The following is a 22,102-nucleotide window of genomic DNA, read 5'->3' as shown; positions in this document are numbered from 1 at the left end:
GGTTAACCTGCCGGGATGGGCCGCAGTCAGTCGTTGCCCCGGGGCGGCGATCCGCGCTTCGGGCCGGACGCCGACGACTCCGCCAGCCCGATCCTGCACGTCGACATGGACGCCTTCTTCGCCGCCGTCGAGGTGCGTCGTCGCCCCGAGCTGCGCGGCCGACCGGTCGTCGTCGGTGGCGTCGGCCCGCGCGGGGTGGTCAGCTCGGCCAGCTACGAGGCCCGCCGGTACGGCGTCCGCAGCGCGATGCCGACAAGTCAGGCCCGGGCCCGCTGCCCCCACGCGGTCTACCTGCCACCGGATTTCCCCGCCTACACGGCCGCCTCCCGGGCCGTCATGCAGATCTTCCGGGACGTCACGCCGCTGGTCGAGCCGCTCTCCCTCGACGAGGCGTTCCTCGACGTGACAGGCGCCCGTCGGCTCTTCGGCTCCCCGGCCACCATCGCCCGGCTGATCCGTCGCCGGGTCGCCGACGAGCAGGCGCTGACCTGCTCGGTCGGGGTGGCGCCGACCAAGTTCGTGGCCAAGCTGGGCTCCACCCGGGCCAAGCCGGACGGCCTGCTGGTCGTGCCCCCGGGGCAGGTGCTCGACTTCCTGCACCCGCTGCCGGTGGACGCCCTGTGGGGGGTGGGGGAGCGCGCCGCCGAGGCGCTGCGCCGCCTCGGCCTGACCACCGTCGGCGATCTCGCCGAGGCGCCCGTGGGCATGCTCCGCCGAGCCGTCGGCGCCGCCTCGGCGTCGCACCTGCACGAGTTGGCCTGGGGGCGCGACCCGCGCGGGGTCAGCCCCGAGCACGTCGACAAGTCGATCGGCGCCGAGGTGACCTTCGACGTCGACGTGGCCGACCCGCTGGAGATCCGTCGTGCGTTGCTCGCGCTCAGCGCGAAGGTCGGCGTCCGGCTGCGCGGCTCCGAGCAGGTCGGGCGCACCGTCTCACTCAAGGTCCGGCTGGCCGACTTCCGCACCGTCAGCCGATCTCGCACCCTCGACGTCCCCACCGACACGGCACGCGAGATGTTCGACACGGTCTGGGCGCTCTACACCGCGTTGGACCCGGGCGAGCGGATCCGACTCGTCGGTGTCCGGGTGGAAGGGCTCGCCTCGGCGCAGGGCGCCGCCCGGCAACTGACCCTCGGCGCGCCCGAGCGCGGCTGGCGTGAGGCGGAAGCTGCCGCGGACGCCGCCGCTGCCCGTTTCGGGCGGTCCGTCATAGGTCCGGCCAGTCTGATGGGCGACCGTGACGCCCGTCGAAACGAAAATCCACCCCGCCCATAGGTCGTCCCGCTTTCCGACGCGCGACCCCCCTCGTAGACTTGCGGGTAAGCAGCCGGTTGGCTGCCACGGTCTGTCGGCCCGAGTGGGCCCGACCAACGTGACCGGGGAGGAGTGCCGTGCCGCTCTCGGAGCACGAGCAGCGGCTGTTCGAGCAGATCGAGCGGTCGCTTGCCGAGGACCCCAAATTCGCCTCGGCCGTGCGCGCCAGCGATCCGCGCTTCCATGCGCGGCGTCGCCTGCTCGTCGCCGCCGGCGTCATCATCGCTGGCTTGGCTCTACTGGTCTATGGCGCGGTGATCAAGACTCCACCACTGGCGGTGGCGGGCTTCGTCGTCATGCTGGCGTCGGCCGCGTTCGCGGTGCAGTCGCACCGACGGGCGCAGTCACCCGACCTGCACGTGGTGGGCGGCACGACGAGTCGTCGTCGTCCCCGCGGTGGCCGATCCGGTCGCCGGTCGTCAATCCTGGACCGCATGGAGGACAGGTGGCGGCAGCGCCCGGAGGGGCACCGCTGAGCCGGTCCCGCCGCTGAGGCGGGCCGTACGCCGCGACGAGCGGTCGCCGGGCACAGCCCCCGGCGACCTCCGTCGTATCCGCGCGCCCTGGCCGCTGCGCGTTGTCCCCGCAGGACCATCCTCCGCGGGGCCACTCTCCGCAGGACCACTCTCCGCAAGACCACTCTCCGCGGGGCCACCCTCCGGAGGACCACCCTCCGCATGATCGTGCTCGATCCTGGATGCAGTGGCATCGTGCGTCCGGGAAGGGCCTCTTTCCTGGATCGAGCACGATCTTGGGCGGTGGCGGCGGTGGCGGCGGTGGCGGCGGCGGGGGCGGCGGGGGCGGCCGTAGCAGCGGCGGTGGCTTGGGCGGGTGGGGCGGCGGCCGTGGTGGCCGCCGCCCCGAACCTGGAACTGCTCCGTCAGCGAGCTGCCCGGCCGGCCAGCAGCCGTCGGGGGTTCCACCGCAGCAGTCGGTACCGGGCCTGCCCGGTGAGCGCCGCCATGCGGCCGGAGCTGTCCGCCAGGGCGGTGCGCCACCGCAGCAGCACCGAGGGTGGCAGCACGGCGGCGAGCAGGCGGGTCCGCCGGTCCGCCCGTGCGGCGAGCGCCCCACGGACCGCGCGCAGCGCCGGCAGCAACGGCTCACCGGTCAGCGGATCCCGCGCGTAGCGGGCCCGCTCCTCCGCCCGGCCGAGCAGCCGCGCCGACCCGATCGCGTCGCCGTCGTCGAGGGCGTCCCGGACAAGCCGGTCCGCGGTCGCCCTGGGCGTCTCGGTCGGATCGACCGGGACCCGGAAGTCCACGAGCGTGTCGAGCAACTCCGCCCAGGCGGCGTGCGCGTCCGCGCGGGCCCGGTTGGCGTCCACGCTCACCACCACCTGGCGCATCCCCGGCTCGCTGTCGCCGTCGACCCGGGCGGAGGCCATCGCCCCGCTCACCGCGCGGCCACCCCGTCGACGCCGCAGCGCCAGCCGGCGCAGAGCGGGCACCGCGAGCAGTGCCAGCAGCGCCACCAGGCCCGCTGCCCACCAGGGCCAGACCGGTGGTTGCTCGTCCGGCGTCGTCCCGCCGAGGGCGAGCCCCTCGTCGATCTCCCGGTCGGCGTTGTCCGGGCCGGCCGGCCCGGCCGAGGCTTCCGGGTCCGTCGGGGTGTCCGTGGCGCCGGTGTCCGGGCTTGTCGGCTCCGGCGCGTCAGTGTCCGGTGCCCAGGCCGACCGGGTGGAGCCGGGCACCCCGTACGCCGGGGTGGCGTCGAACGGCACCCAACCGGCCCCGTCGAAGTAGACCTCGGTCCAGGCGTGCAGGTTGAGGTTGGTGAGCGTGAAGGTGTCACCGTCGCGCTTGCTGCCGTTGGTGAACCCGAACGCCACCCGGGCCGGGATGCCGGCCGAGCGGACCAGCCAGGCCATCGCGGCGGCGTACTGCTGGCAGTAGCCGACCTTGTTGGTCAGAAAGTTGACGATGTCCTGACCACTGCTGCCGCTCTCGGTGCTCAACCGGTAGCTGAACCCGTTGTCCGCCGAGAAGTGCTGGTAGATCGACAAGACGCGGTCGTAGTCCGTGCGCTTGCCCTGGATCAGCCCCTTGACCAGCTCTTCCACCTCGGGCACCGGCGCGGGGGTGGCGGTCATCTGTCGGCGTACGGGGTGGTCGGTCGGCAGTGGTTGTGCGGCCCGCAACGCCGCGGGCGTGAAGGTCGAGCGGACGTAGTCGAAGGAGTACTTCCGACCCCGGGAGTTCTCCCGGTTGGAGAAGACGACCTGCTGGTTGGTGTCGTAGAGCCAGTTGTCGCTGAGGTCGTCGGCGCGGGTCGGCTCGGCGTACACCGGCATCAGCGACATGCTCAGGCTCTTGGTGACCTCGACTGTCGCCTGGTAGGTGGTCTGCTGCACGCCTCGGCCGGCGCGGTCGGCCGGGTTCGGCAGGTCCCGGTTGACCGACCGGCCGCTGGGGCTGCGCGCCTGGAAACCATTCGGACGCAGCTCGTCGGCGACCGCGTAGCGCAGGTAGAACGGGTTGGGCTCGGACGTCTTCACCTTGACCAGGTCGGCTACCTGGGATTGGTTGAGCTGGCCGGCGAGCGAGGCGAACAGGTCGATTCGACCGGACGTGCCGCCCGAGCCGGACCCGTTGCCGGTGCCGTTGCCCGGCCCTCGGCTGAGCGAGTCGAGTAGCCCGCCGGTCATGCCGGGCACCGCCAGCGGCAGCACCACCGCCAGGGCCACCCCGACCGCCGCGAGCCGGCGGCCGGCGGACGCGAGCGGAGACGCCTCCCAGACGTCGACGTCGCGGCCGTCACCGGTGAACCGGCGTCCGAAGCGGCGTACCCGGTCGACGTTGTCGGTGACCAGCAGCCAGAGGTAGCCGGCGGCGCCGACCACGAACGGCACCGCGGGGACGCTGTCCACGTAGACGGCGACCGGCACCGAGTAGATGGCGAGCATCGGCAGCCCCGCCAGCGCGGGCCGGCGCAGCCCCACGGCCAGGACGTCCACCAGCACGGCGACCCCGCCGACGCCGAGTACGGCGATGAACAGCAGCGGGTCGGTGTCCGGGACCTCGACCCCGTACGAGCGCATGTCCTGCATGGAGCCGGCGAGCAGATCGCCGAAGTACGCGAACGTGCCAGGGGTGGGCAGGATCGCGAGCAGTTCCTCGCCGCTGGGGAACAGCCAGGTCAGGGCGAGCATCAGGCCGGCCAGCATGCCCAGCACCTGACCCCAGAGCGGTGCCCGCGCGAGTCGGGTCAACGCGGCCACCCCGGCCACCACGGCGACCGCGATGATGGACTCGATCAACCACGTCCAGCCCTGGAAGATGGCCGACAGCGGCGCGGCGGCCAGCAGCGTGGCCGTGGCCGCCACCACGCCGATGTTCCGACTGCTGATCATGAGGGGAGCCTTCCGTTCATCGCACACCGCCGGCGACCGTCTCGGCCAGCGCGGCCCGCAGGGCGAACCCCTGGGCGCCCCGGCCGACCTGCGGCCACAGCGCCGGTAGTCGGCCGCCGTGGTCGACGCCGACCACCCGCCAGCCACTCTGCAGCATGGCGAGGACGGCGGCGGCGTGGGCGTGCTCCGCCTCGGCCCGGGCCTTCTCCGGCAGGCTGAGCCAGGTGGAGCTGTTCAGCAGGAAGCCGACGCAGGTGGCGCCGTTGCCCCGCAGCCCGGCCAGCAGCTCCGCCTCGGCCACGCTGACCGTGCCGAACAGGCCGATGATCAGACCGCCGTCGGCGCGTTGGCGGACCCGCTGCACGAGGCCGGTGACCTCGGCCCGCTGATCCAGCCGGACTTCCGCGAGGTGGTCGAGCAGCGCCCCGTCCCCGCCGGCCTCCGAGGCGTCCACATCTGCCCCCGAACCGGTGACCAGGCGCAACTTGTAACCGGCCTGCCGCAGGTGGACGGCGATGCTCGCGGCGGCCGAGACCGACCACTCGAAACTGGCAGTCGGCCCCTCGCCGCGGTGGCCGTACGCCCGGGTGTCCAGGACGACCGTGGCCCGGCTCTCCCACGGTTGCTCCTCGCGGCGCACCATCAACTCGCCGGTGCGGGCGGTGGACTTCCAGTGCACCCGGCGCAGGTCGTCGCCGCGCCGGTACTCCCGGGTCGCCGCGTCGTCCTCGCCGTGCACCGCCACCGAGCGGGCCCGGCTGTCGCCGCTGCCCGCGTACTCCCCGGGGAGCCGGACCGACGGCAGCGGGGTGACCTGCGGGATGACCGTCAGGTGGTCGGTGCTCGGGAAGGAGCGGGTGAGCTCGCACAGGCCGAACGGGTCGGTCATCCGGACGACCAGCGGGCCCACGTCGTAGCGGCCCCGCACGTCGGCCCGCACGGTGTACGCCACCGAGCTGGCCTGGTGCGCGCCGAGCCGCTCCAACACCACCCGGGGCCGGCTGCCCAGCGCGTAGGGCAGCCGGTCCTCCAGGAGCAGGGTGCCGGTCGGCAGCCGGGAGAGGTTCTGCAGGCGCAGGACCACCCGGGAGTTGGCCCCCACCGGAACCCGGTGCGGGTCCAGCGAACGGTTGCAGGCCAGCTTGTAGCGGCTCCGCCCGACGTAGGCGGCGGCCAGCAACGGCAGGATGGCCAACAGCACGGCCACCCGGAGCAGGTCCTTCTCGCCGAGGATGCCTGCCGAGATCGCCGCCGCGACCGCAGCGGCGAGGAAGGAGCGCCCGCGGGTGGTCAGCCCGCGTAGCCCGGCACGCACGTCATGGCCTCCGCGGCTCGTAGGGCGCGCGGCCGTTGCCGGTGGCGGGCCGGGTGTCGTACGGGTTGCGCTGCCGGTCGTGGGGCAGCGGCAGGCGGTGCACCAGCTCGGAGACGATCGCGTCGGTGGTGCGTCGGGCGAGCTGCGCGTCGGCGGTCGGGATGATCCGGTGGGCGAGCACCGGCACCGCCAGGGCCTGCAGGTCGTCGGGGAGGACGTAGTCGCGGCCCTCCAGGGCGGCGACCGCCCGGGCGGTGCGCAGCAGTTGCAGGGTCGCCCGTGGGGACGCGCCGAGCCGCAGGTCGGGGGCCTCGCGGGTGGCGGTGACCAGGTCGATCGCGTACTGCTTGACCGCGTCCGCGACGTGCACCTGCCGGACGGTGGCGATGAGCTGCCGGACGATGGCCGCGTCGGAGACCGCGCGCAGCTCGTGCAGCGGGTCGGTGGCGCCGTGCCCGTCGAGCATCGCCAGCTCGGCGTTGGAGTCCGGGTAACCCATCGCGATGCGGGCGGTGAACCGGTCGCGCTGCGCCTCCGGCAGCGGATAGGTCCCCTCCATCTCGATCGGGTTCTGGGTCGCGATCACCATGAACGGGGTCTGGAGCTGGTACGTCACCCCGTCGACGGTGACCTGCCGTTCCTCCATGCACTCCAGCAACGCCGACTGGGTCTTCGGCGAGGCTCGGTTGATCTCGTCGCCGACCACCAGGTTGGCGAACACGGCACCGGGACGGAACTCGAAGTCGTGCGTCTCCTGGTTGTAGACGCTGACCCCGGTGACGTCGCTGGGCAGCAGGTCGGGGGTGAACTGGATGCGCCGCACGGTGCAGTCGATGGACCGCGCGAGGGCCTTGGCCAGCTTGGTCTTGCCGACACCCGGGACGTCTTCGATCAGGAGGTGACCCTCGGCGAGCAGAACGGCCAGGGCGAGCCGCACGGTGGCGGTCTTACCCTCGATGACCTGCTCGATGTTGGCCACGATGGCCTCGCTGGCGGCGCGGAACTCGTCGTGCGGCAACAGGCCGCCCACCTCGTCCCAGGTCTGTTGTGTCACGGGCCTCCTCCTCGTCGCCGTCACGGCAGCTCTGTATAGAGCACCTGGACCCGCCGTTGGGTTCGCGACGTCGAGCCTCGTTTGCCGCAGGAATCTCACTGGTCTCTCAGGCTAACCATGTTTGTCGTTATCGCCGACCCCCGCAGGTAGTCCGTCGGTTACGCACCGATATTCGCCAGCTCGGGGGACCGCTGTCCGGCAGGCGCGGGGGCCGGCAGGACGAACCGTGGGCAAGGTACACTGCGGGGCATGGCCGGAGTCTTCCTGCTTCTTACCGGGCCGTGCTGATGCGCTGAACGCAGCGACAGCACGGCGGCCCCTCCTGCGCGAGGGGCTTTTTTGTGCCCGCCGCCGGCCCGGCCCGGTGGTGCCGAGACGAAGCGAAGCGAAGCGAGGAGAGACGATGAGTGAGGCAGCCGCACCGGCGGGCGACATTCCCCCGTTCCGGTACACCGCGGCCCTGGCCGACGAGATCGAGATTCGTTGGCAGGACATCTGGGCGCGCGAGGGCACCTTCCACGCACCGAACCCGACCGGCCCGCTGGCCGACCCGACCCACCCGCGCGCCGGCGCGGAGAAGCTGTACGTGCTGGACATGTTCCCGTACCCCTCCGGAGCGGGCCTGCACGTCGGCCACCCGCTGGGCTACATCGGCACCGACTGCTACGCCCGCTACCAGCGGATGGCCGGCCGCAACGTGCTGCACGCGATGGGCTTCGACGCGTTCGGCCTGCCCGCCGAGCAGTACGCGGTGCAGACCGGCACCCACCCCCGGACCACCACCGTCGCGAACATCGAGCGGTACAAGGCGCAGCTGCGCCGGCTGGGGCTGGCGCACGACGAGCGCCGCTCGGTGGCCACCATCGACACCGACTTCTACCGCTGGACCCAGTGGATCTTCCTGCAGATCTTCAACTCCTGGTACGACCGCGACGCCGGCCGGGCCCGCCCGATCGCCGAGCTGATCGCCGAGTTCGAGGGCGGCAACCGGCAGACCCCGGACGGCCGGGCCTGGGCCGAGCTGAGCGTCGCCGAGCGCCGCCAGGTCGTCGACGACCACCGCCTGGCGTACGTCTCGCAGGCGCCGGTGAACTGGTGCCCGGGGCTGGGCACCGTGCTGGCCAACGAGGAGGTCACCGCCGACGGCCGTTCCGAGCGGGGCAACTTCCCGGTCTTCAAGCGCAACCTGAAGCAGTGGATGATGCGGATCACCGCGTACGGTGACCGGCTGCTGGACGACCTGGACAGCCTGGACTGGCCCGAGGCGATCAAGCTGATGCAGCGCAACTGGATCGGCCGCTCCACCGGCGCCCACATCGACTTCCCGACCAGCGCGGCGCCGGTGCGGGTGTTCACGACCCGGCCGGACACCGTCTTCGGCGCCACCTACATGGTGCTGGCGCCCGAGCACGAGCTGGTCGACACGCTGGCACCGGCCAACTGGCCGGACGGCACGAGGGACGCCTGGACCGGCGGGCACGCCGGCCCCCGCGAGGCCGTCGAGGCGTACCGCAAGGCGGCGGCCGCCAAGACCGACGTCGAGCGGCAGTCCGACACCAAGGAGAAGACCGGCGTCTTCATCGGCGCGTACGCCACCAACCCGGTCACCGGTGGGCAGATCCCGATCTTCATCGCCGACTACGTGCTGGCCGGCTACGGCACCGGCGCGATCATGGCGGTGCCGGCGCAGGACGAACGGGACTGGGCGTTCGCCGAGGTCTTCGAGCTGCCCATCGTGCGTACCGTGCAGCCGGCGGAGGGCTTCGACGGCAAGGCGTACACCGGGGACGGCCCGGCGATCAACAGCGCCGCGCCCGAGCGCGGCCTGGACCTGAACGGCCTGCGGGTCGCCGACGCCAAGGCGGCGACCATCGCCTGGCTGGAGGCGAACGGGCACGGCACCGGCGCGGTGACCTACCGGCTGCGCGACTGGCTGTTCTCCCGGCAGCGCTACTGGGGCGAGCCGTTCCCGATCGTCTACGACGAGACCGGCGCGGCCATCGCCCTGCCGGAGGAGATGCTGCCGGTCGAGCTGCCGGAGGTGGACGACTTCTCCCCGAAGACGTTCGACGCCGACGACGCCAACAGCAACCCGGAGACCCCGCTGTCGCGGCGGCGCGACTGGGTCGAGGTCGAACTGGACCTGGGCGACGGGCCGAAGCGCTACACCCGGGAAACCAACGTGATGCCGCAGTGGGCCGGCTCCTGCTGGTACGAGCTGCGCTACCTGGACCCGACGAACAGTGGGCGGTTCGTCGACGCGGAGAACGAGCGGTACTGGATGGGCCCGCGCGCCGACGGTGACTGCGGGGGCACCGACCTGTACGTCGGTGGCGCCGAGCACGCCGTGCTGCACCTGCTGTACGCGCGGTTCTGGCACAAGGTGCTGTTCGACCTGGGGCACGTGTCGTCGTTCGAGCCGTTCCGCAAGCTGTTCAACCAGGGCATGATCCAGGCGTACGCGTACACCGACTCGCGTGGCAGCTACGTGCAGGCCGAGGAGGTCTTCGAGCGCGACGGCGCCTACTACCTGGGCGATCTGGCGGTCAACCGCGAGTACGGCAAGATGGGCAAGTCGCTGAAGAACGTGGTGACCCCCGACGACATGTGCGCCGCCTACGGCGCGGACACCTTCCGGGTGTACGAGATGTCGATGGGCCCGCTGGAGGTGTCCCGCCCCTGGGAGACCCGGGCGGTGGTCGGCTCGTACCGGTTCCTGCAGCGGGTGTGGCGGGCCGTCGTCGACGAGCAGACCGGCGCCCTGCGCGTCACCGAGGACCCGGCCGACGAGGCGACCCGCCGGCTGCTGCACAAGGTGATCGACGGGGTCCGTGGCGACATGGACGGCATCCGGTTCAACACCGCGATCGCCAAGCTGATCGAGCTGACCAACGGGCTGACCCAACTGTCGGCCACGCCCCGCGAGGTGGCCGAGCCGCTGGTGCTGATGGTGGCGCCGTTCGCCCCGCACATGGCCGAGGAGCTGTGGCGCAAGCTGGGCCACGACACCTCGCTGACGTACGCGGACTTCCCGACCGCCGACCCGGCGCTGCTGGTGGCCGACACGGTGACCTACCCGGTGCAGGTCAACGGCAAGGTCCGTGGCCGCATCGAGGTCTCCGCCGACGCCCCGGAGGAGACCGTCCGCGCGGCGGCCCTGGACGCGGTCGCCGCGACCCTGAATGGCAAGGAGCCCCGCAAGGTCATCGTGGTCAAGGGCCGAATGGTCTCAGTGGTCGTCTAACCCCGACCCTTGCGCCCCCGCCCTCGCGATCTTGCAGTTCCGGTTTGGTTTTTGCCCTTTCTGCGCCGTAATGCCGGGACAGAAAGTGCAAGATCGCGGGGGCGCGGGCGTGGGTTAGACGGGCATGGTTTGGCGGCGGCGGCGTTCGGCACGCCACCACTTGTGGATGAGCACCAGGCTGGCGATCAGGCCCAGGCTGGCCGGGGCGGCGGCGTACCAGTTGACGTGGCCGGGGGAGCTGACCGCCGCGCCGATCGCCGCGTAGCCGAAGGCGGTCGGCGCGGACGCGATCACGCTGCCGGCCAGGAACGGCAACACTCGTGCGCCGGTCGTGCCGTAGCCGTAGCTGACCAGCCCGAAGCCGGCGATCGGCAGCAGTCGGACGGTGACCACACCGAGCACGCTCTGCCGGGCGAACCAGCCGTCGAGGCGGGCCAGGCGACCGCGGACCCGTTCGGCGACGAACTCCCGACCGAGCACCCTGCCGACGGTGAACCCGATCGCCGCGGCCACCAGCGCGGCGCCCAGGGCGTACGAGGCGCCCTCCAGGGGGCCGAAGATCGCGCCCGCTGCGAGGGTGATGAACGTCCGGGGCACCAGCGCGACGAGCAGCAGCGCGCCCCCGAGGATCGCCGCCACCGGGGCGAGGTCGCCCAGCCGGTCGGCGAGGAGCGGCAGCTGCGCCGGATCCGGCCGGGGCACCAGGAGCAGCAGTAGCCCACAGCCGCCGATCAGCAGCACGAGCAGTGCGAACCGGGCGGCCGACGGCTGCCGGAGCAGCCGCCGGACGGCACGGATCATGCCCGGGCGGCGACCACCGCGGAGCGGCGCTCGTTGCGGAGCCGGTCCGACCAGGTGTCGTCCAACGGCGGGAGTTGGTGGGCCCCGGTGGCCCAGCGCAGCAGCAGGTCGGCCAGGGCCGGGTTGCGGGCCAGCGCCGGGCCGTGCGAGTAGGTGCCGAGCAGCTTGCCGCGCCACGCGCCCTCGGTGGCGCCGTCGTTGCCCACCCCGGCGGTGACCCGGGCCAGCGGGGAGACCTCCGGACCGAGGTGGGTGCGGCCACCGTGGTTCTCGAAGCCGGTCAACGGGGGCAGGCCCAGCCGGGGGTCGATGTCACCGGCCAGCTCGCCCACTGCCCGGCTCTCGCCCCGGTCGGACTGCAGGTCGAGAAGCTCCAGCCCGCGGCACTGCACGCCCTTGGCGAAGAACGAGGTGCCGAGCAGCTGGTAGCCGGCGCAGACGCCGAACACGACAGAGCCCTGCGCGACCGCGCGGTGCAGGCCGCCGTCGGCGAGCAGCCGCTGGGCGCCGAGCGCCTGCGGGCCGTCCTCGCCGCCGCCGACCAGGTAGATGTCGGCGGTCGCGGGCAGCCGCTGATCGGAGCGGACCTCCAGCACCTCGACAGGCATCCCGCGCTGACGGGCCCGACGGGCGAGGATCAGGGCGTTGCCCCGGTCTCCGTAGGTGGAGAGCAGGTCGGGGTAGATCCAGACGATGCGCAGACTCTCAGATGACACGGTCCAACTCCGCTCGGATGTCCTGGAACGCGGTGTAGTTCGCGATGACCTCCAGCCGGCCGGGCGGGACCGACCGGAGCGCGTCGTCGAACGTGCGGACGTGCTGGAACGGCACGTCGTTGACGTCCAGCCGAACCGCCAGGTCGTATGCCCGGTCGCCGGTGATCAACACCTGCCGGCCACGGAGCGGGGCGAAGTCGACGTCGTAGAGCCAGGAGGTGTCCAGACCGTCGGGGTCGCGCGCGTTGATGGAGAGCAGGGTCGGCGCGTCGTCGGCCATGTCGAACGCCTCCAGCCAGCTGGCCGGGTTCTTGGCCAGCAGCAGCCGGATGTTGCGCCCGTCCTTGTCGACCTGCGCGTAGCGGCCGGCCACCGAGGTGACGATGCCGAGGCGGGACACCGCGTCGACCGGGCGGACGCCGAACTCCGCGGCCACCGCCAGCGCGGTCGCCGCGTTGCCGAGGTTGACCTTGCCGGGTAGCTGGAGGGAGACCTTGTGCCAGGCGCCGGTGGGGTCGAGCACGCCCTCGTCCTCGACGACCCAGTGCGGCTCCGGTCGGCGCAGCGGGCAGCCGGTGCACCACCACTGCGCGCCGGAGCGCTGGATCGTGGAGCCGCACTCCGGGCAGACCCAGGAGTCGTCGTGCCAGCGCTGGCCGGCGCTGAACCACGTCACGTGCGGCGGGTTGATGCCCCGGGCCGGGTCGCCGGGTGGGGTGGCTGCCCACACCACCAGCGGGTCGTCGGCGTTGGCCACCACCCGTACGTCGGTGTGCCGGACCAGCGCCGCACGCCAGAGCTGCGCCATCATGGCGACCTCCTTGGCGCGGTCGAGCTGGTCGCGGGAGAGGTTCAGCAGCGCGACCACGTGCGGCTCGGTCGACTCCAGCACCTGGGCCAGGTAGTGCTCGTCGACCTCCAGCACCGCGTACGGCGTGCTGCCGGCCTTGGCCAGCGCCGAGGTGTGCCCGCTGGGCATGTTGGCGCCGAACGAGTTGGTGGCGACCCGGCCGAGCACGCCGACCGCGGCGGAGGTCAACCGGGTGGTGGTGGTCTTGCCGTTGGTGCCGGATACGAGCGCGATCGCGCGCCCGGCCGACAGGTGGGCCAGCAGGTCCGGGTCGATCTTCAGGCCGATCCATCCGCCGATCACCGAACCGTCGCCACGGCCGGCGGCCCGGGAGAGCGCCGCGGCGGTCCGTGACACGGAGCTGGCCACCTTGGCCCGTAGGGGCATTTTCGCGTCCGTCACGCGAGCGAGGTTACCGGACCGCCGGCCTCACCAGATCGCCGCCGACGGTGAACCGTTCGGCCGTGGTGGTTGCGCGGGCGGCCGGGTCGACGTCCCCCGGACGGAGTCGATCTATGTCGGAAAGCGGACCACGCCGAGGGGCGGTGCGAGCCCTCCACTCCGCTCCACCCCTTGTGACGTGCGGTTTTGCTCCCAGGGCAGGCGCGCCACGCGGGCGAATTTGGTTGCGGGTGGAGGGAAGTGGAGTAGAGTGGGGACCAATGGTGAGGCCGGGAGGGCTCACCGGCCCGGGGGGTCAGCGGCGCCGCGAACGCCGCTAAGGGCGAGGGGGGTTGGGCCGATGTTTCTCGGCACCCACACTCCGCGCCTGGACGAAAAGGGCCGGTTGATCCTTCCGGCCAAGTTTCGGGATGAGCTGGCGGGGGGTGTCGTGGTCACCAAAGGGCAGGAGCGCTGCCTCTACGTCTTCCCGACCCCTGAGTTCCAGCGGATCGCGGAGCAGTTGCGCGCACAGCCGATGACGCACAAGGCGGCCCGGGCCTACAGCCGGGTCTTCTTCGCCAGCGCGCACGACGAGGTTCCGGACAAGCAGGGTCGGGTGACCATTCCGGCCCACCTGCGGGCCTACGCCGCGCTGGACCGCGAGTTGGTCGTGATCGGCGCGAGCACGCGGGTGGAGATCTGGGACAAGGTCGCCTGGGAGACCTACCTCGCCGAGAGCGAAGACGACTTCGCCGACATCGAGGAGGGGGTGCTGCCCGGCGGTCTGTAGGGCGGTAACGGCGCCCGACGTACTGCGAGATCTCCAGCCGCTTTCGAGTTCCTGGCATCACTTCCCCGGTGCCAGGCGCACGATCCAGTCATTGGGCGACGGTCCGGTGTCAGGCGGGAGCGGATGGGGATCTGGCGGTACGACGGCAGCGCCGTCCGACGACAGGCGCACGAGAAGAACGGACGTTTCAACCAGTGGGGGTCATCATGGGGGAGTTGCGCGGCACGCACGTGCCGGTGCTGCTCGAGCGGTGTCTCGAGCTGCTGGCCCCCGCGCTGGGTCGAGGCGGCCGGACGATCTATGTCGACGCGACGCTCGGCCTCGCCGGGCACGCGGAGGCGATGCTCGAGGCGTATCCGGAGACGGTCCTGATCGGGCTCGACCGGGACACCGAGGCACTCGCCCACGCGCGGGTCCGACTGGCCCGGTTCGCCGATCGGGTGCACCTGGAGCACGCCGTCTACGACGAGTTGCCGGACGTCCTGGACCGGCTGGGCTATCCGGCCATCGACGGCATCCTGTTCGACCTGGGTGTCTCGTCGTTGCAGTTGGACGCGCCCGACCGCGGGTTCGCGTACGCCCAGGACGCGCCGCTGGACATGCGGATGGACCAGACCCGGGGGGTGACCGCCGAAGAGGTGGTCAACACGTACGCGCATCCGGACCTGGCCCGGGTGCTGCGGGTCTACGGCGAGGAGAAGTTCGCCGGCCGGATCGCCTCGGCGATCATCCGGCAGCGGGAGCGGGAGCGGATCACCTCGTCCGCGCTCTTGGCGGAGCTGGTTCGGGACTCCATTCCCGCACCAGCCCGACGAACGGGCGGGCACCCGGCAAAGAGAACGTTTCAGGCTTTACGGATCGAGGTAAACAGAGAGCTGGCAGCGCTGGAGACAGCGTTGCCATCCGCACTCGACGCACTGACCGTGGGCGGTCGCATGGTGGTCCTGTCCTACCACTCGCTGGAGGACAGGCTCACCAAGGCGGCCCTCACGGATCGGGTCCGCAGTAAGGGCCCGATCGACCTCCCGGTCGAGCTTCCCGGGTCCGGTCCGACGTTCCGGCTGCTCAGCCGGGGCGCCGAACTGCCCGGGGAGGCGGAGGTCGCCGCGAACCCGCGCGCCGCCTCGGTGCGGCTGCGGGCCGCGGAGCGACTCGACCCGAACGCGACAGAACAGGGGCGGACCGACCGCGAACGGTCTCGCCGACGGGTGAAGGGAATGCACCAACCGGGCACGGGGTCCGCCTGATCCGTGGGGGGTCAGGGAGCACCGGGACGGCTAGAGGGACGGATGTTGAGGGGGAGGGACATGAGCATTGACAAGCGCGACCGCCGGGACGTCACCGGCGGCGGGCAGCGCGCACCGCGGTCGGGGGGCCGGATCGCGGCGGAGCGGGCTCCGCGCCTCGGAAACGGTACGCCACGCATCGATCGAGTGAATCGGCAGGGGGAGGCTCGCGCCCGGGGGGCGCGCGAGTTCCCGACTCAGGGCACCGCTGCGCTGCGGCCGGTCGAGAAGGCCGGCAGCGTGGCAGGCACCCGCCCGCCCCGGCTGCGGGTGGCACCGCCGGCGCCGGTGTCGGTGCCGCGTGCGCCGTTCGCGGCGCTGATCGTGGTGCTGGTGGTCGGCGGGGTGCTGGGCATCCTGGCGGTCAACACCAAGATCAATGAGAACGCGTTCCGGTTGGAGCGGTTGCAGCAGCAGCAGGCTCGACTGGACCTGGAGAAGCAGCAACTGGACAAGCAGATCGCCGACGCCGAGGCGCCGGGCAACCTGACCGCCGAGGCGAAGCGGCTGGGCCTGGTCGACGCCGGCGAGCCGGGCTACATCCGGCTGCCGGACGGCAAGACTCTTGAGGTGCCGCAGCCGGCGAGCGGCCAGCCGTCGGTGACAAGCCAGGGTGCGGGAGGCTGACCGGTGCCACCAAGGTCGGACGAGCCGCGCCGGGACCCTACGGGGTCCCGGCGCGGTTCTGCACGTGACGGCGGGCCCGTCGACGGCGAGCCGCGCACCGGCGAGCCGGGTATCGGGGGCATCTCCGGCGCTCGGGCGTACACCCCGAGGGGTCGGACGGTCCGCGAGGAGCGTGGCACGCCGGCGCGCGGTCAGGGCGCCGAGCAGCGGCGTACACCGCGCAGCACCAGGTCCGGTGACCCGTTCCGGCCGGCGTTGCAGGTGCTCGACGGCGGCCGGGCCGCCGCCCGGGCCGGCCGGCGCGACGCTCCGGCCGCCGGACGCGGTGGGGTGGTGCGCACCGTCGCGCCGCGTACCCCCGTGGCCCGGGTGAGGATGAGCCGCCGCCGCGTCGCCGGACCACGCCACGCGCGCCGCGGCGCACCGACCGACCGGCGGCCCGGCGGCCGTCCCGCAAGCCACGACGCCCGCCGAAGCTGGCCGACTCGCGGCTGCGGCTGCGGCTGGGCACCGTGCTCGCCCTGACCCTCTTCGCCACCATCGGAATCCGGCTGATCTTTCTGCAGACGGTCGACGCTCCGGCGTACGCCGGGGGTGGCATCAGCGACCGCCTCCGCACTGTCGAGCTGCCGGCGCCGCGGGGCGCGATCTACGACAGCACCGGCGCGCCGCTGGCCCGCAGTGTCGAGGCGCGGTACGTGTACGCCGACCCGACCGAGGTGAAGGACCCGGCCGACGTCGCCAAGGCGCTCTCGCCGCTGCTCGGCATCGCGGTGTCGAAGCTGATGGAGTTGATGAAGCCCCGCAAGCTGGAGGACGGCAAGGAGTCCCGATTCGTGTACCTGGCGCGGGGGGTGGAGATCTCGGCCGCCAAGCGGGTGCAGGCGCTGGACCTGTCCGGCATCGGGGTGCACCGCGACGAGCGCCGCGAGGTGCCCGGCGGTGACCTGGCGGCCAACCTGATCGGCTTCACCAGCCAGGACATGGTCGGCCTGGAAGGGCTGGAGGCCCGCTACGACGACGTGCTCGCCGGCCAGGACGGCAAGCGGGTGTACGAGGCCGGCCTCGGCGATCTCGGCGCACCGATTCCCGGCGGCTACAGCCGGACCACGCTCGCCAAGCCGGGCAGCTCGCTCGCCCTCACCCTCAACCGTGACCTCCAGTTCCGGACGCAGCAGATCCTCAGCGCGGGCATGGCCCAGGCGCCGGGCGGCACCGGCGCCGCCGTGATCATCGAGATTCCCTCCGGCGCGGTGCTGGCGCAGGCCAGCAATCCCACCTACAACGCGGCGAAGCCGACGCCCAGCGACCCGGTCGCCCGGGAGGACGCGGCGACCAGCTTCGTTGTCGACCCCGGCTCGGTGCACAAGGCGATCACCTACGGCGCGGCGCTGCAGGAGGGGGTGATCGCGCCGGACACCACGCTGCCCATCGCCAACAGCATCAAGAAGGGCGACACCTGGTTCTCCGACACGCACCCCGCCAACGGCAAGCGGATGAGCATCCCCGGGATGCTCGCCTACTCGTCAAACGTCGGCACCATCACGATCGCCGACCAGCTCGGCAAGGACCGGCTGATCGACTACCAGAAGCGGTTCGGGCTGGGCAAGCCCACCGGCGAGGGCGTGTACGGGGAGGCCAGCGGGCGACTGCTGCCGGCCGACGAGTGGAGCGGGTCGTCGTACGGGTCGGTGCCGATCGGGCACAGCGTCGACGCCACGCCGCTGCAGATGGCCGCCGCGTACGCCGCCATCGCCAACAACGGCACGTACGTGCAGCCGCACCTGGTCAAGGAGGTGATCGGCCCGGACGGCAAGCACACCCCCGCGCCGGCACCTGTCACCCGCTCGGTGCTCAGCCCGCAGAACGCGGCGGCGCTGCGCACCATGCTGGAGGCGGTCACCACCGTCGACCGCGCCACAGGTGTGACCGCCGCGGTCCCCGGTTACCGGGTCGCCGGCAAGACCGGCACCGGCTGGCGGCTGGTGAACGGCAAGAAGCAGCCGGGTGAGGTGTCCTCGTTCATCGGGATGGCCCCCGCCGAGAACCCCCGGTACGTGATCGCGGTCTTCGTGTACGCGCCCGACGGTGGGGGCGCGGCGATCGCCGGGCCGGCGTTCCGGGACATGATGCAGTTCACTCTGCGTCACTACCGGGTGCCGCCGTCCACCGGCGGATCCGCGCCCAAGTTCGTGGTCTATCCGCGCTGAGCAGCGACGGCGGGACATCATCGGTGAGTGCCGACGAACCACCGGGGCGGCTGTGCGGCCGGAACCGGACGACCGGGTAGGGTCTGACGCCGTGCCCGGCAATCCACGTCCACGTACCGTGACCGGAGTCCGGCTCGGTGATCTCGCCGTCCGGCTCGCCGTCGACCTCCCGGCGGACGCCGCCACGGTGGTCGTCACCGGGGTCACCCACGCCAGCCAGGAGGTTCGCTCCGGCGACCTGTACGCGGCCCTGCCCGGTGCCCGTCGGCACGGCGCGGAGTTCGCCGCCGCCGCCGCCGAGGCGGGTGCCGTGGCCCTGCTGACCGACCCGGCCGGTGCGGAGCTGGCGGCGGAGACCGGTCTGCCCGCCCTGGTGGTGCCGGACCCGCGCGCCGTGCTCGGCGAGCTGGCCTCGGCCGTGTACGGCGACCCGACCGCCGACCTCATCGTGGTCGGGGTGACCGGCACCGCGGGCAAGACGTCCACCGCGTACCTGATCGAGTCGGGGTTGAGGGCCGCCGGGCACACCACCGGGCTGGTCGGGACGGTGGAGACCCGGCTCGGTGACCTGGTCATCGACAGTGTGCGCACCACCCCCGAGGCGACCGACCTGCACGCCATGCTGGCCACCGCCCGCGAGCGTGGGGTCACCGCCGTGGTCATGGAGGTCTCCAGCCACGCGCTGGCCATGGGCCGGGTGGGCGGTGTGCGGTTCGCCGTCGGGGGTTACACCAACTTCGGCTCCGACCACCTGGACTTCCACGCCGACAGCGACGACTACTTCGCCGCGAAGGCCCAGCTCTTCGACGGGCGCTGCGCGGTCGAGGTGCTCAACCACGACGACCCGGCGTTGAAGCCGCTGCTCAAGCCGACGACTGTCACCTACTCGGCGGCCGGTGACCAGGGCGCGACGTGGTGGGCCGACGGGGTGGGCGGCGAGGGGTACGCGCAGCGGTTCACCGCGCACGGCCCGAACGACGTGGCCCTGTCCGCCGGTGTCGCGCTGCCCGGGCGGCACAACGTGGCAAACGCGCTGCTGGCCATCGCCGCGCTTGTCGGCGCCGGGGTGGACCCGGTGACCGCAGCCGCCGGTGTGGCCGCCTGCGGTGGCGTCCCGGGCCGGCTGGAGCTGGTCGACGTGGTCGCGCCGGTGCGCGGGGTGGTCGACTACGCGCACAAGTCGGACGCGATCGTGGCCGCGCTGGCCGCGCTGCGCGAGCTGAGCGCCGGCCGACTGATCTGTGTGATCGGCGCCGGCGGAGACCGGGACCGGGGCAAGCGGCCGGTGATGGGCGCCGCCGCGGCGGAGGGAGCCGACGTGGTGCTGGTGACCGACGACAACCCGCGTACCGAGGACCCGGGGGAGATTCGCGCCGAGGTGCTCGCCGGGGCGTACCGGGCCGGCACTGCCGCTCGGATCATCGAGGTGGCGGGCCGCCGCGCCGCGATCGACGAGGCGGTCCGGCTGGCCGAGCCGGGCGACGTGATCGCGTTGCTCGGCAAGGGTCACGAGCGCGGCCAGGAGGTGGCGGGCGAGGTGTTCCCGTTCGACGACAGCATCGAGTTGGCCGAGGCGTTGCGGGCCCGCTTCGGGGACCTGGCGGGCCAGCGGTGATCACGCTGAGCCTGGCCGAGGTGGCCGCGGCGGTCGACGGACGGCTGGTGGCCGCCGACCCGGCCGCCACCGTCACCGGTTCGGTGGAGTTCGACTCGCGCAAGGTGGGGCCCGGTTCGCTCTTCGTGGCCTTCCCGGGGGAGAAGGTCGACGGGCACGACTACGCGGCGACGGCGATCCAGGCCGGCGCGGTGGCGGTGCTCGGCAGCCGCGAGGTTCCCGGGGTGCCGATGGTGCTCGTCGACGACGCCCTGACCGCGATGGGCCGACTGGCCCGCGCCGCTGTGGACCGGCTGCCCGGGCTGACGGTGATCGGCGTGACCGGCTCGTCCGGCAAGACCACCACGAAGGACCTGATCGGTCAGCTCACCGCCCGGCTCGGGGCCACGGTGGCGCCACCCGGCTCGTTCAACAACGAGCTGGGGCACCCGTACACCGCCCTGCGGGCTGACCCGGACACCCGCTACCTGGTGATGGAGAAGGGCGCGCGCGGGGTCGGCCACGTGCGTTACCTGTGTGAGCTGGTGCCGCCCCGGATCTCCGTGGTGCTCAACGTCGGCACCTCGCACATCGGCGAGTTCGGCTCGCAGGACGCCATCGCCCTGGCCAAGGGGGAGCTGGTCGAGGCGCTGCCGCCGGACGGGCTGGCCGTGCTGAACGCCGACGACCCCCGGGTGGACGCGATGGCGAGCCGTACGCAGGCCCGGGTGGTCCGCTACGGCGAGGCGTCCGACGCCGACGTGCGCGCCGAGGACGTGACGCTCGACGAGCGGGGGTACGCGTCGTACACCCTTGTCACCCCGGAGGGGCGCGCGCCGGTCCGGCTCCGGTTGGCCGGCCGCCACCAGGTCTGGAACACGCTCGCGGCGGCGGCGGTCGCCCGGGAGCTGGGTATGCCGCTGGCGGAGCTGGCCACGGCCCTCGGCGAGCTGGGGCTGGTCTCGACCCGGCGGATGGACGTCTTCGACCGTCCCGACGGGGTGACCGTGATCGACGACTCGTACAACGCCAATCCGGCCTCGATGGCGGTCGCGGTGCGGGCGCTGGCGAGCATGGGTCAGGGGCGGCGTACCGTCGCGGTGCTTGGTTACATGGCCGAGCTGGGCCCGTTCGAGTACGACGGCCACGCCGAGGTCGGCCGACTCGCGGCCGAGCTGGGTGTCGACCGGCTGCTCGTGGTGGGTGAGCCGGCCGCGCCGATCCACGAAGGCGCGACAGCGGTAGCGAACTGGGGAGGAGAGTCGGTGCTGCTCACCGATCAGGCGGCGGCCGTCGAGGTGCTGCGGAGCGAGCTACGACCGGGTGATGTCGTCCTGGTCAAGGGTTCCCGGTACCGGACCTGGGAGGTGGCCGACGCCCTGCGCGCCGACACCGACGGGGAGCCGACCCGATGAGGGCGGTCATCGTCGCCATCGGGGTGGCCTTCCTCGTCTCGCTCTTCTGCACCCCGATCGCGATCAAGGTGTTCACCCGGCTCAAGGCCGGTCAGCCGATCCGGTCCGACGGCCCCGCCATGCACCAGGGCAAGAAGGGCACGCCCACCATGGGTGGCGTGGTCTTCATCCTGGCCACGGTTATCGCGTACGTGGCCGGGCACCTGGCCCTGACCACCCTGCCGGACCAGCAGATCGCCCAGGTGGAGCCGACCATCACCGCGTTGGTGCTGCTGGGGCTGATGGTCTTCTCCGGCGCGGTGGGTTTCCTCGACGACTTCCTCAAGGTGCGCAAGCGCAACAGCGCCGGGCTGAACAAGCGCGGCAAGTTGCTCGGCCAGATCCTGGTCGGCGCGGTCTTCGGGGTGATCGCGCTGTGGTTCCCGAGCACGATGACCGACGCGACGGGTAAGGCGACCAACACCGAGACGGTGGGCAGCACCACGCTGAGCTTCATCCGGGACATCGACTTCCTGGAGGTCAGCAAGGTCGGCGCGGTGATCATCTTCATCTTCGTGGTGATGGCTGCGACGAACGGCGTGAACCTCACCGACGGCCTGGACGGTCTGGCCACCGGCGCGTCGGTGATGGTGCTCGCCGCGTACGCGCTCATCGCGTTCTGGCAGTACCGGCACTGGTGCGCCGACCCGAGCTACACCCAGCCGTACTGCTACGAGGTCCGCGACCCGTTGGAGATCGCGCTGATAGCCGGGGCGGCGGCCGGGGCCTGTGTGGGCTTCCTCTGGTGGAACACGTCCCCGGCACGGATCTTCATGGGCGACACCGGTGCGCTGGGGCTGGGCGGCCTGATCGCCGGCATGGCGATGTCCACCCGCACCATCCTGCTGCTGCCGATCATCGGCGGGCTCTTCGTGATCATCACGATGTCCGTGGTGATCCAGATCATCTCCTTCAAGACCACTGGTAAACGGGTGTTCCGGATGTCTCCGCTCCAGCACCACTTCGAGCTGGCCGGCTGGAGCGAGGTCAACATCGTGGTGCGCTTCTGGATCATCGCCGGCATCGGCGTGGCCATCGCCCTGGGCCTGTTCTACAGCGAGTTCCTCGCCAACATGACCTGATCCCCTTCCGCGATCTTGCACTTTCGCAC

Annotated in this window: 15 protein-coding genes and 2 pseudogenes; 11 read left to right on the top strand and 6 right to left on the bottom strand. The window is 72.3% G+C overall.

Translation table 11 applies throughout. From position 1 onward, the window contains the following. Positions 1-15: 15 nt before the first annotated feature. The 3 genes and pseudogenes from ACQP0U_RS23795 to ACQP0U_RS23785 all read left to right on the top strand — a co-directional run. Positions 16-1,275 carry a DNA polymerase IV gene (locus ACQP0U_RS23795; protein WP_433310937.1) on the top strand — a complete coding sequence of 420 codons (1,260 nt, stop codon included), beginning with the start codon at positions 16-18 and terminating at the stop codon, positions 1,273-1,275. A gap of 116 nt (positions 1,276-1,391) precedes the next feature. Further along, positions 1,392-1,790 (top strand): DUF3040 domain-containing protein, encoded by a 399-nt coding sequence (locus tag ACQP0U_RS23790; protein WP_030334542.1) that lies wholly within the window; start codon positions 1,392-1,394, stop codon positions 1,788-1,790. A gap of 87 nt (positions 1,791-1,877) precedes the next feature. After that, positions 1,878-1,949: pseudogene (locus ACQP0U_RS23785) on the top strand (hypothetical protein); the annotation flags it as partial. 245 nt (positions 1,950-2,194) lie between these two features. Here the strand turns inward: ACQP0U_RS23785 and ACQP0U_RS23780 are convergent. The 3 genes from ACQP0U_RS23780 to ACQP0U_RS23770 are packed head-to-tail and all read right to left on the bottom strand — an operon-like array spanning position 2,195 to position 7,035. Beyond that, positions 2,195-4,666: a transglutaminase TgpA family protein gene (locus ACQP0U_RS23780; protein WP_433310934.1), complete on the bottom strand. Its 2,472-nt coding sequence runs from the start codon at positions 4,664-4,666 to the stop codon at positions 2,195-2,197. Between the two features lie 16 nt (positions 4,667-4,682). Continuing rightward, positions 4,683-5,981: a DUF58 domain-containing protein gene (locus ACQP0U_RS23775; protein ID WP_210785716.1), complete on the bottom strand. Its 1,299-nt coding sequence runs from the start codon at positions 5,979-5,981 to the stop codon at positions 4,683-4,685. 1 nt (position 5,982) lies between these two features. Further along, positions 5,983-7,035: an AAA family ATPase gene (locus tag ACQP0U_RS23770; protein ID WP_030334536.1), complete on the bottom strand. Its 1,053-nt coding sequence runs from the start codon at positions 7,033-7,035 to the stop codon at positions 5,983-5,985. Positions 7,036-7,438: 403 nt separating this feature from the next. On the opposite strand from ACQP0U_RS23770, the gene leuS reads away from it, so the two are divergent. Further along, entirely contained in the window at positions 7,439-10,279 is a 2,841-nt protein-coding gene (gene leuS, locus ACQP0U_RS23765) for a leucine--tRNA ligase (RefSeq protein ID WP_433310929.1), read from the top strand. 114 nt (positions 10,280-10,393) lie between these two features. On the opposite strand, the gene ACQP0U_RS23760 is transcribed toward leuS, so the two are convergent. The 3 genes from ACQP0U_RS23760 to ACQP0U_RS23750 are packed head-to-tail and all read right to left on the bottom strand — an operon-like array spanning position 10,394 to position 13,033. Further along, entirely contained in the window at positions 10,394-11,080 is a 687-nt protein-coding gene (locus tag ACQP0U_RS23760; RefSeq protein WP_433310926.1) for a TVP38/TMEM64 family protein, read from the bottom strand. After that, positions 11,077-11,796 (bottom strand): type 1 glutamine amidotransferase, encoded by a 720-nt coding sequence (locus ACQP0U_RS23755; RefSeq protein WP_433310923.1) that lies wholly within the window; start codon positions 11,794-11,796, stop codon positions 11,077-11,079. Before ACQP0U_RS23755 ends, ACQP0U_RS23760 begins: the two co-directional genes overlap by 4 nt. After that, on the bottom strand, positions 11,786-13,033 hold the full coding sequence (locus ACQP0U_RS23750; RefSeq protein ID WP_433321073.1) for a MurT ligase domain-containing protein: 1,248 nt from the start codon (positions 13,031-13,033) through the stop codon (positions 11,786-11,788). Before ACQP0U_RS23750 ends, ACQP0U_RS23755 begins: the two co-directional genes overlap by 11 nt. 355 nt (positions 13,034-13,388) lie before the next feature. Between ACQP0U_RS23750 and mraZ the strand changes: the two genes are divergently transcribed. From mraZ to mraY, 7 genes and pseudogenes are all read left to right on the top strand, one after another. Next, the gene (gene mraZ / locus ACQP0U_RS23745) at positions 13,389-13,820 is read left to right on the top strand and encodes a division/cell wall cluster transcriptional repressor MraZ (RefSeq protein ID WP_030488958.1); all 432 of its coding nucleotides are present in this window, start codon (positions 13,389-13,391) and stop codon (positions 13,818-13,820) included. 206 nt (positions 13,821-14,026) lie between these two features. Further along, positions 14,027-15,138: pseudogene (gene rsmH / locus ACQP0U_RS23740) on the top strand (16S rRNA (cytosine(1402)-N(4))-methyltransferase RsmH). Then, positions 15,128-15,733 carry a hypothetical protein gene (locus ACQP0U_RS23735; RefSeq protein ID WP_433310920.1) on the top strand — a complete coding sequence of 202 codons (606 nt, stop codon included), beginning with the start codon at positions 15,128-15,130 and terminating at the stop codon, positions 15,731-15,733. The pseudogene rsmH and the gene ACQP0U_RS23735 overlap by 11 nt, the downstream one beginning before the upstream one ends. A 512-nt stretch (positions 15,734-16,245) precedes the next feature. Further along, positions 16,246-17,943 (top strand): peptidoglycan D,D-transpeptidase FtsI family protein, encoded by a 1,698-nt coding sequence (locus tag ACQP0U_RS23730; protein ID WP_433310917.1) that lies wholly within the window; start codon positions 16,246-16,248, stop codon positions 17,941-17,943. Positions 17,944-17,995: 52 nt separating this feature from the next. Next, positions 17,996-19,558 carry a UDP-N-acetylmuramoyl-L-alanyl-D-glutamate--2,6-diaminopimelate ligase gene (locus ACQP0U_RS23725; protein WP_433310914.1) on the top strand — a complete coding sequence of 521 codons (1,563 nt, stop codon included), beginning with the start codon at positions 17,996-17,998 and terminating at the stop codon, positions 19,556-19,558. Further along, on the top strand, positions 19,555-20,952 hold the full coding sequence (locus ACQP0U_RS23720; RefSeq protein WP_433310911.1) for a UDP-N-acetylmuramoyl-tripeptide--D-alanyl-D-alanine ligase: 1,398 nt from the start codon (positions 19,555-19,557) through the stop codon (positions 20,950-20,952). The genes ACQP0U_RS23725 and ACQP0U_RS23720 overlap by 4 nt, the downstream gene beginning before the upstream one ends. Continuing rightward, the gene (gene mraY, locus ACQP0U_RS23715; RefSeq protein ID WP_433310908.1) at positions 20,949-22,073 is read left to right on the top strand and encodes a phospho-N-acetylmuramoyl-pentapeptide-transferase; all 1,125 of its coding nucleotides are present in this window, start codon (positions 20,949-20,951) and stop codon (positions 22,071-22,073) included. The genes ACQP0U_RS23720 and mraY overlap by 4 nt, the downstream gene beginning before the upstream one ends. The last annotated feature ends 29 nt before the right edge of the window (positions 22,074-22,102 follow it).

The organism is Micromonospora sp. CA-269861, from assembly GCF_050948505.1.
Lineage (GTDB): Bacteria > Actinomycetota > Actinomycetes > Mycobacteriales > Micromonosporaceae > Micromonospora.
The sequence above is the reverse complement of the archived record's forward strand: the minus strand, read 5'-3'. Positions and strand labels throughout refer to the sequence as shown.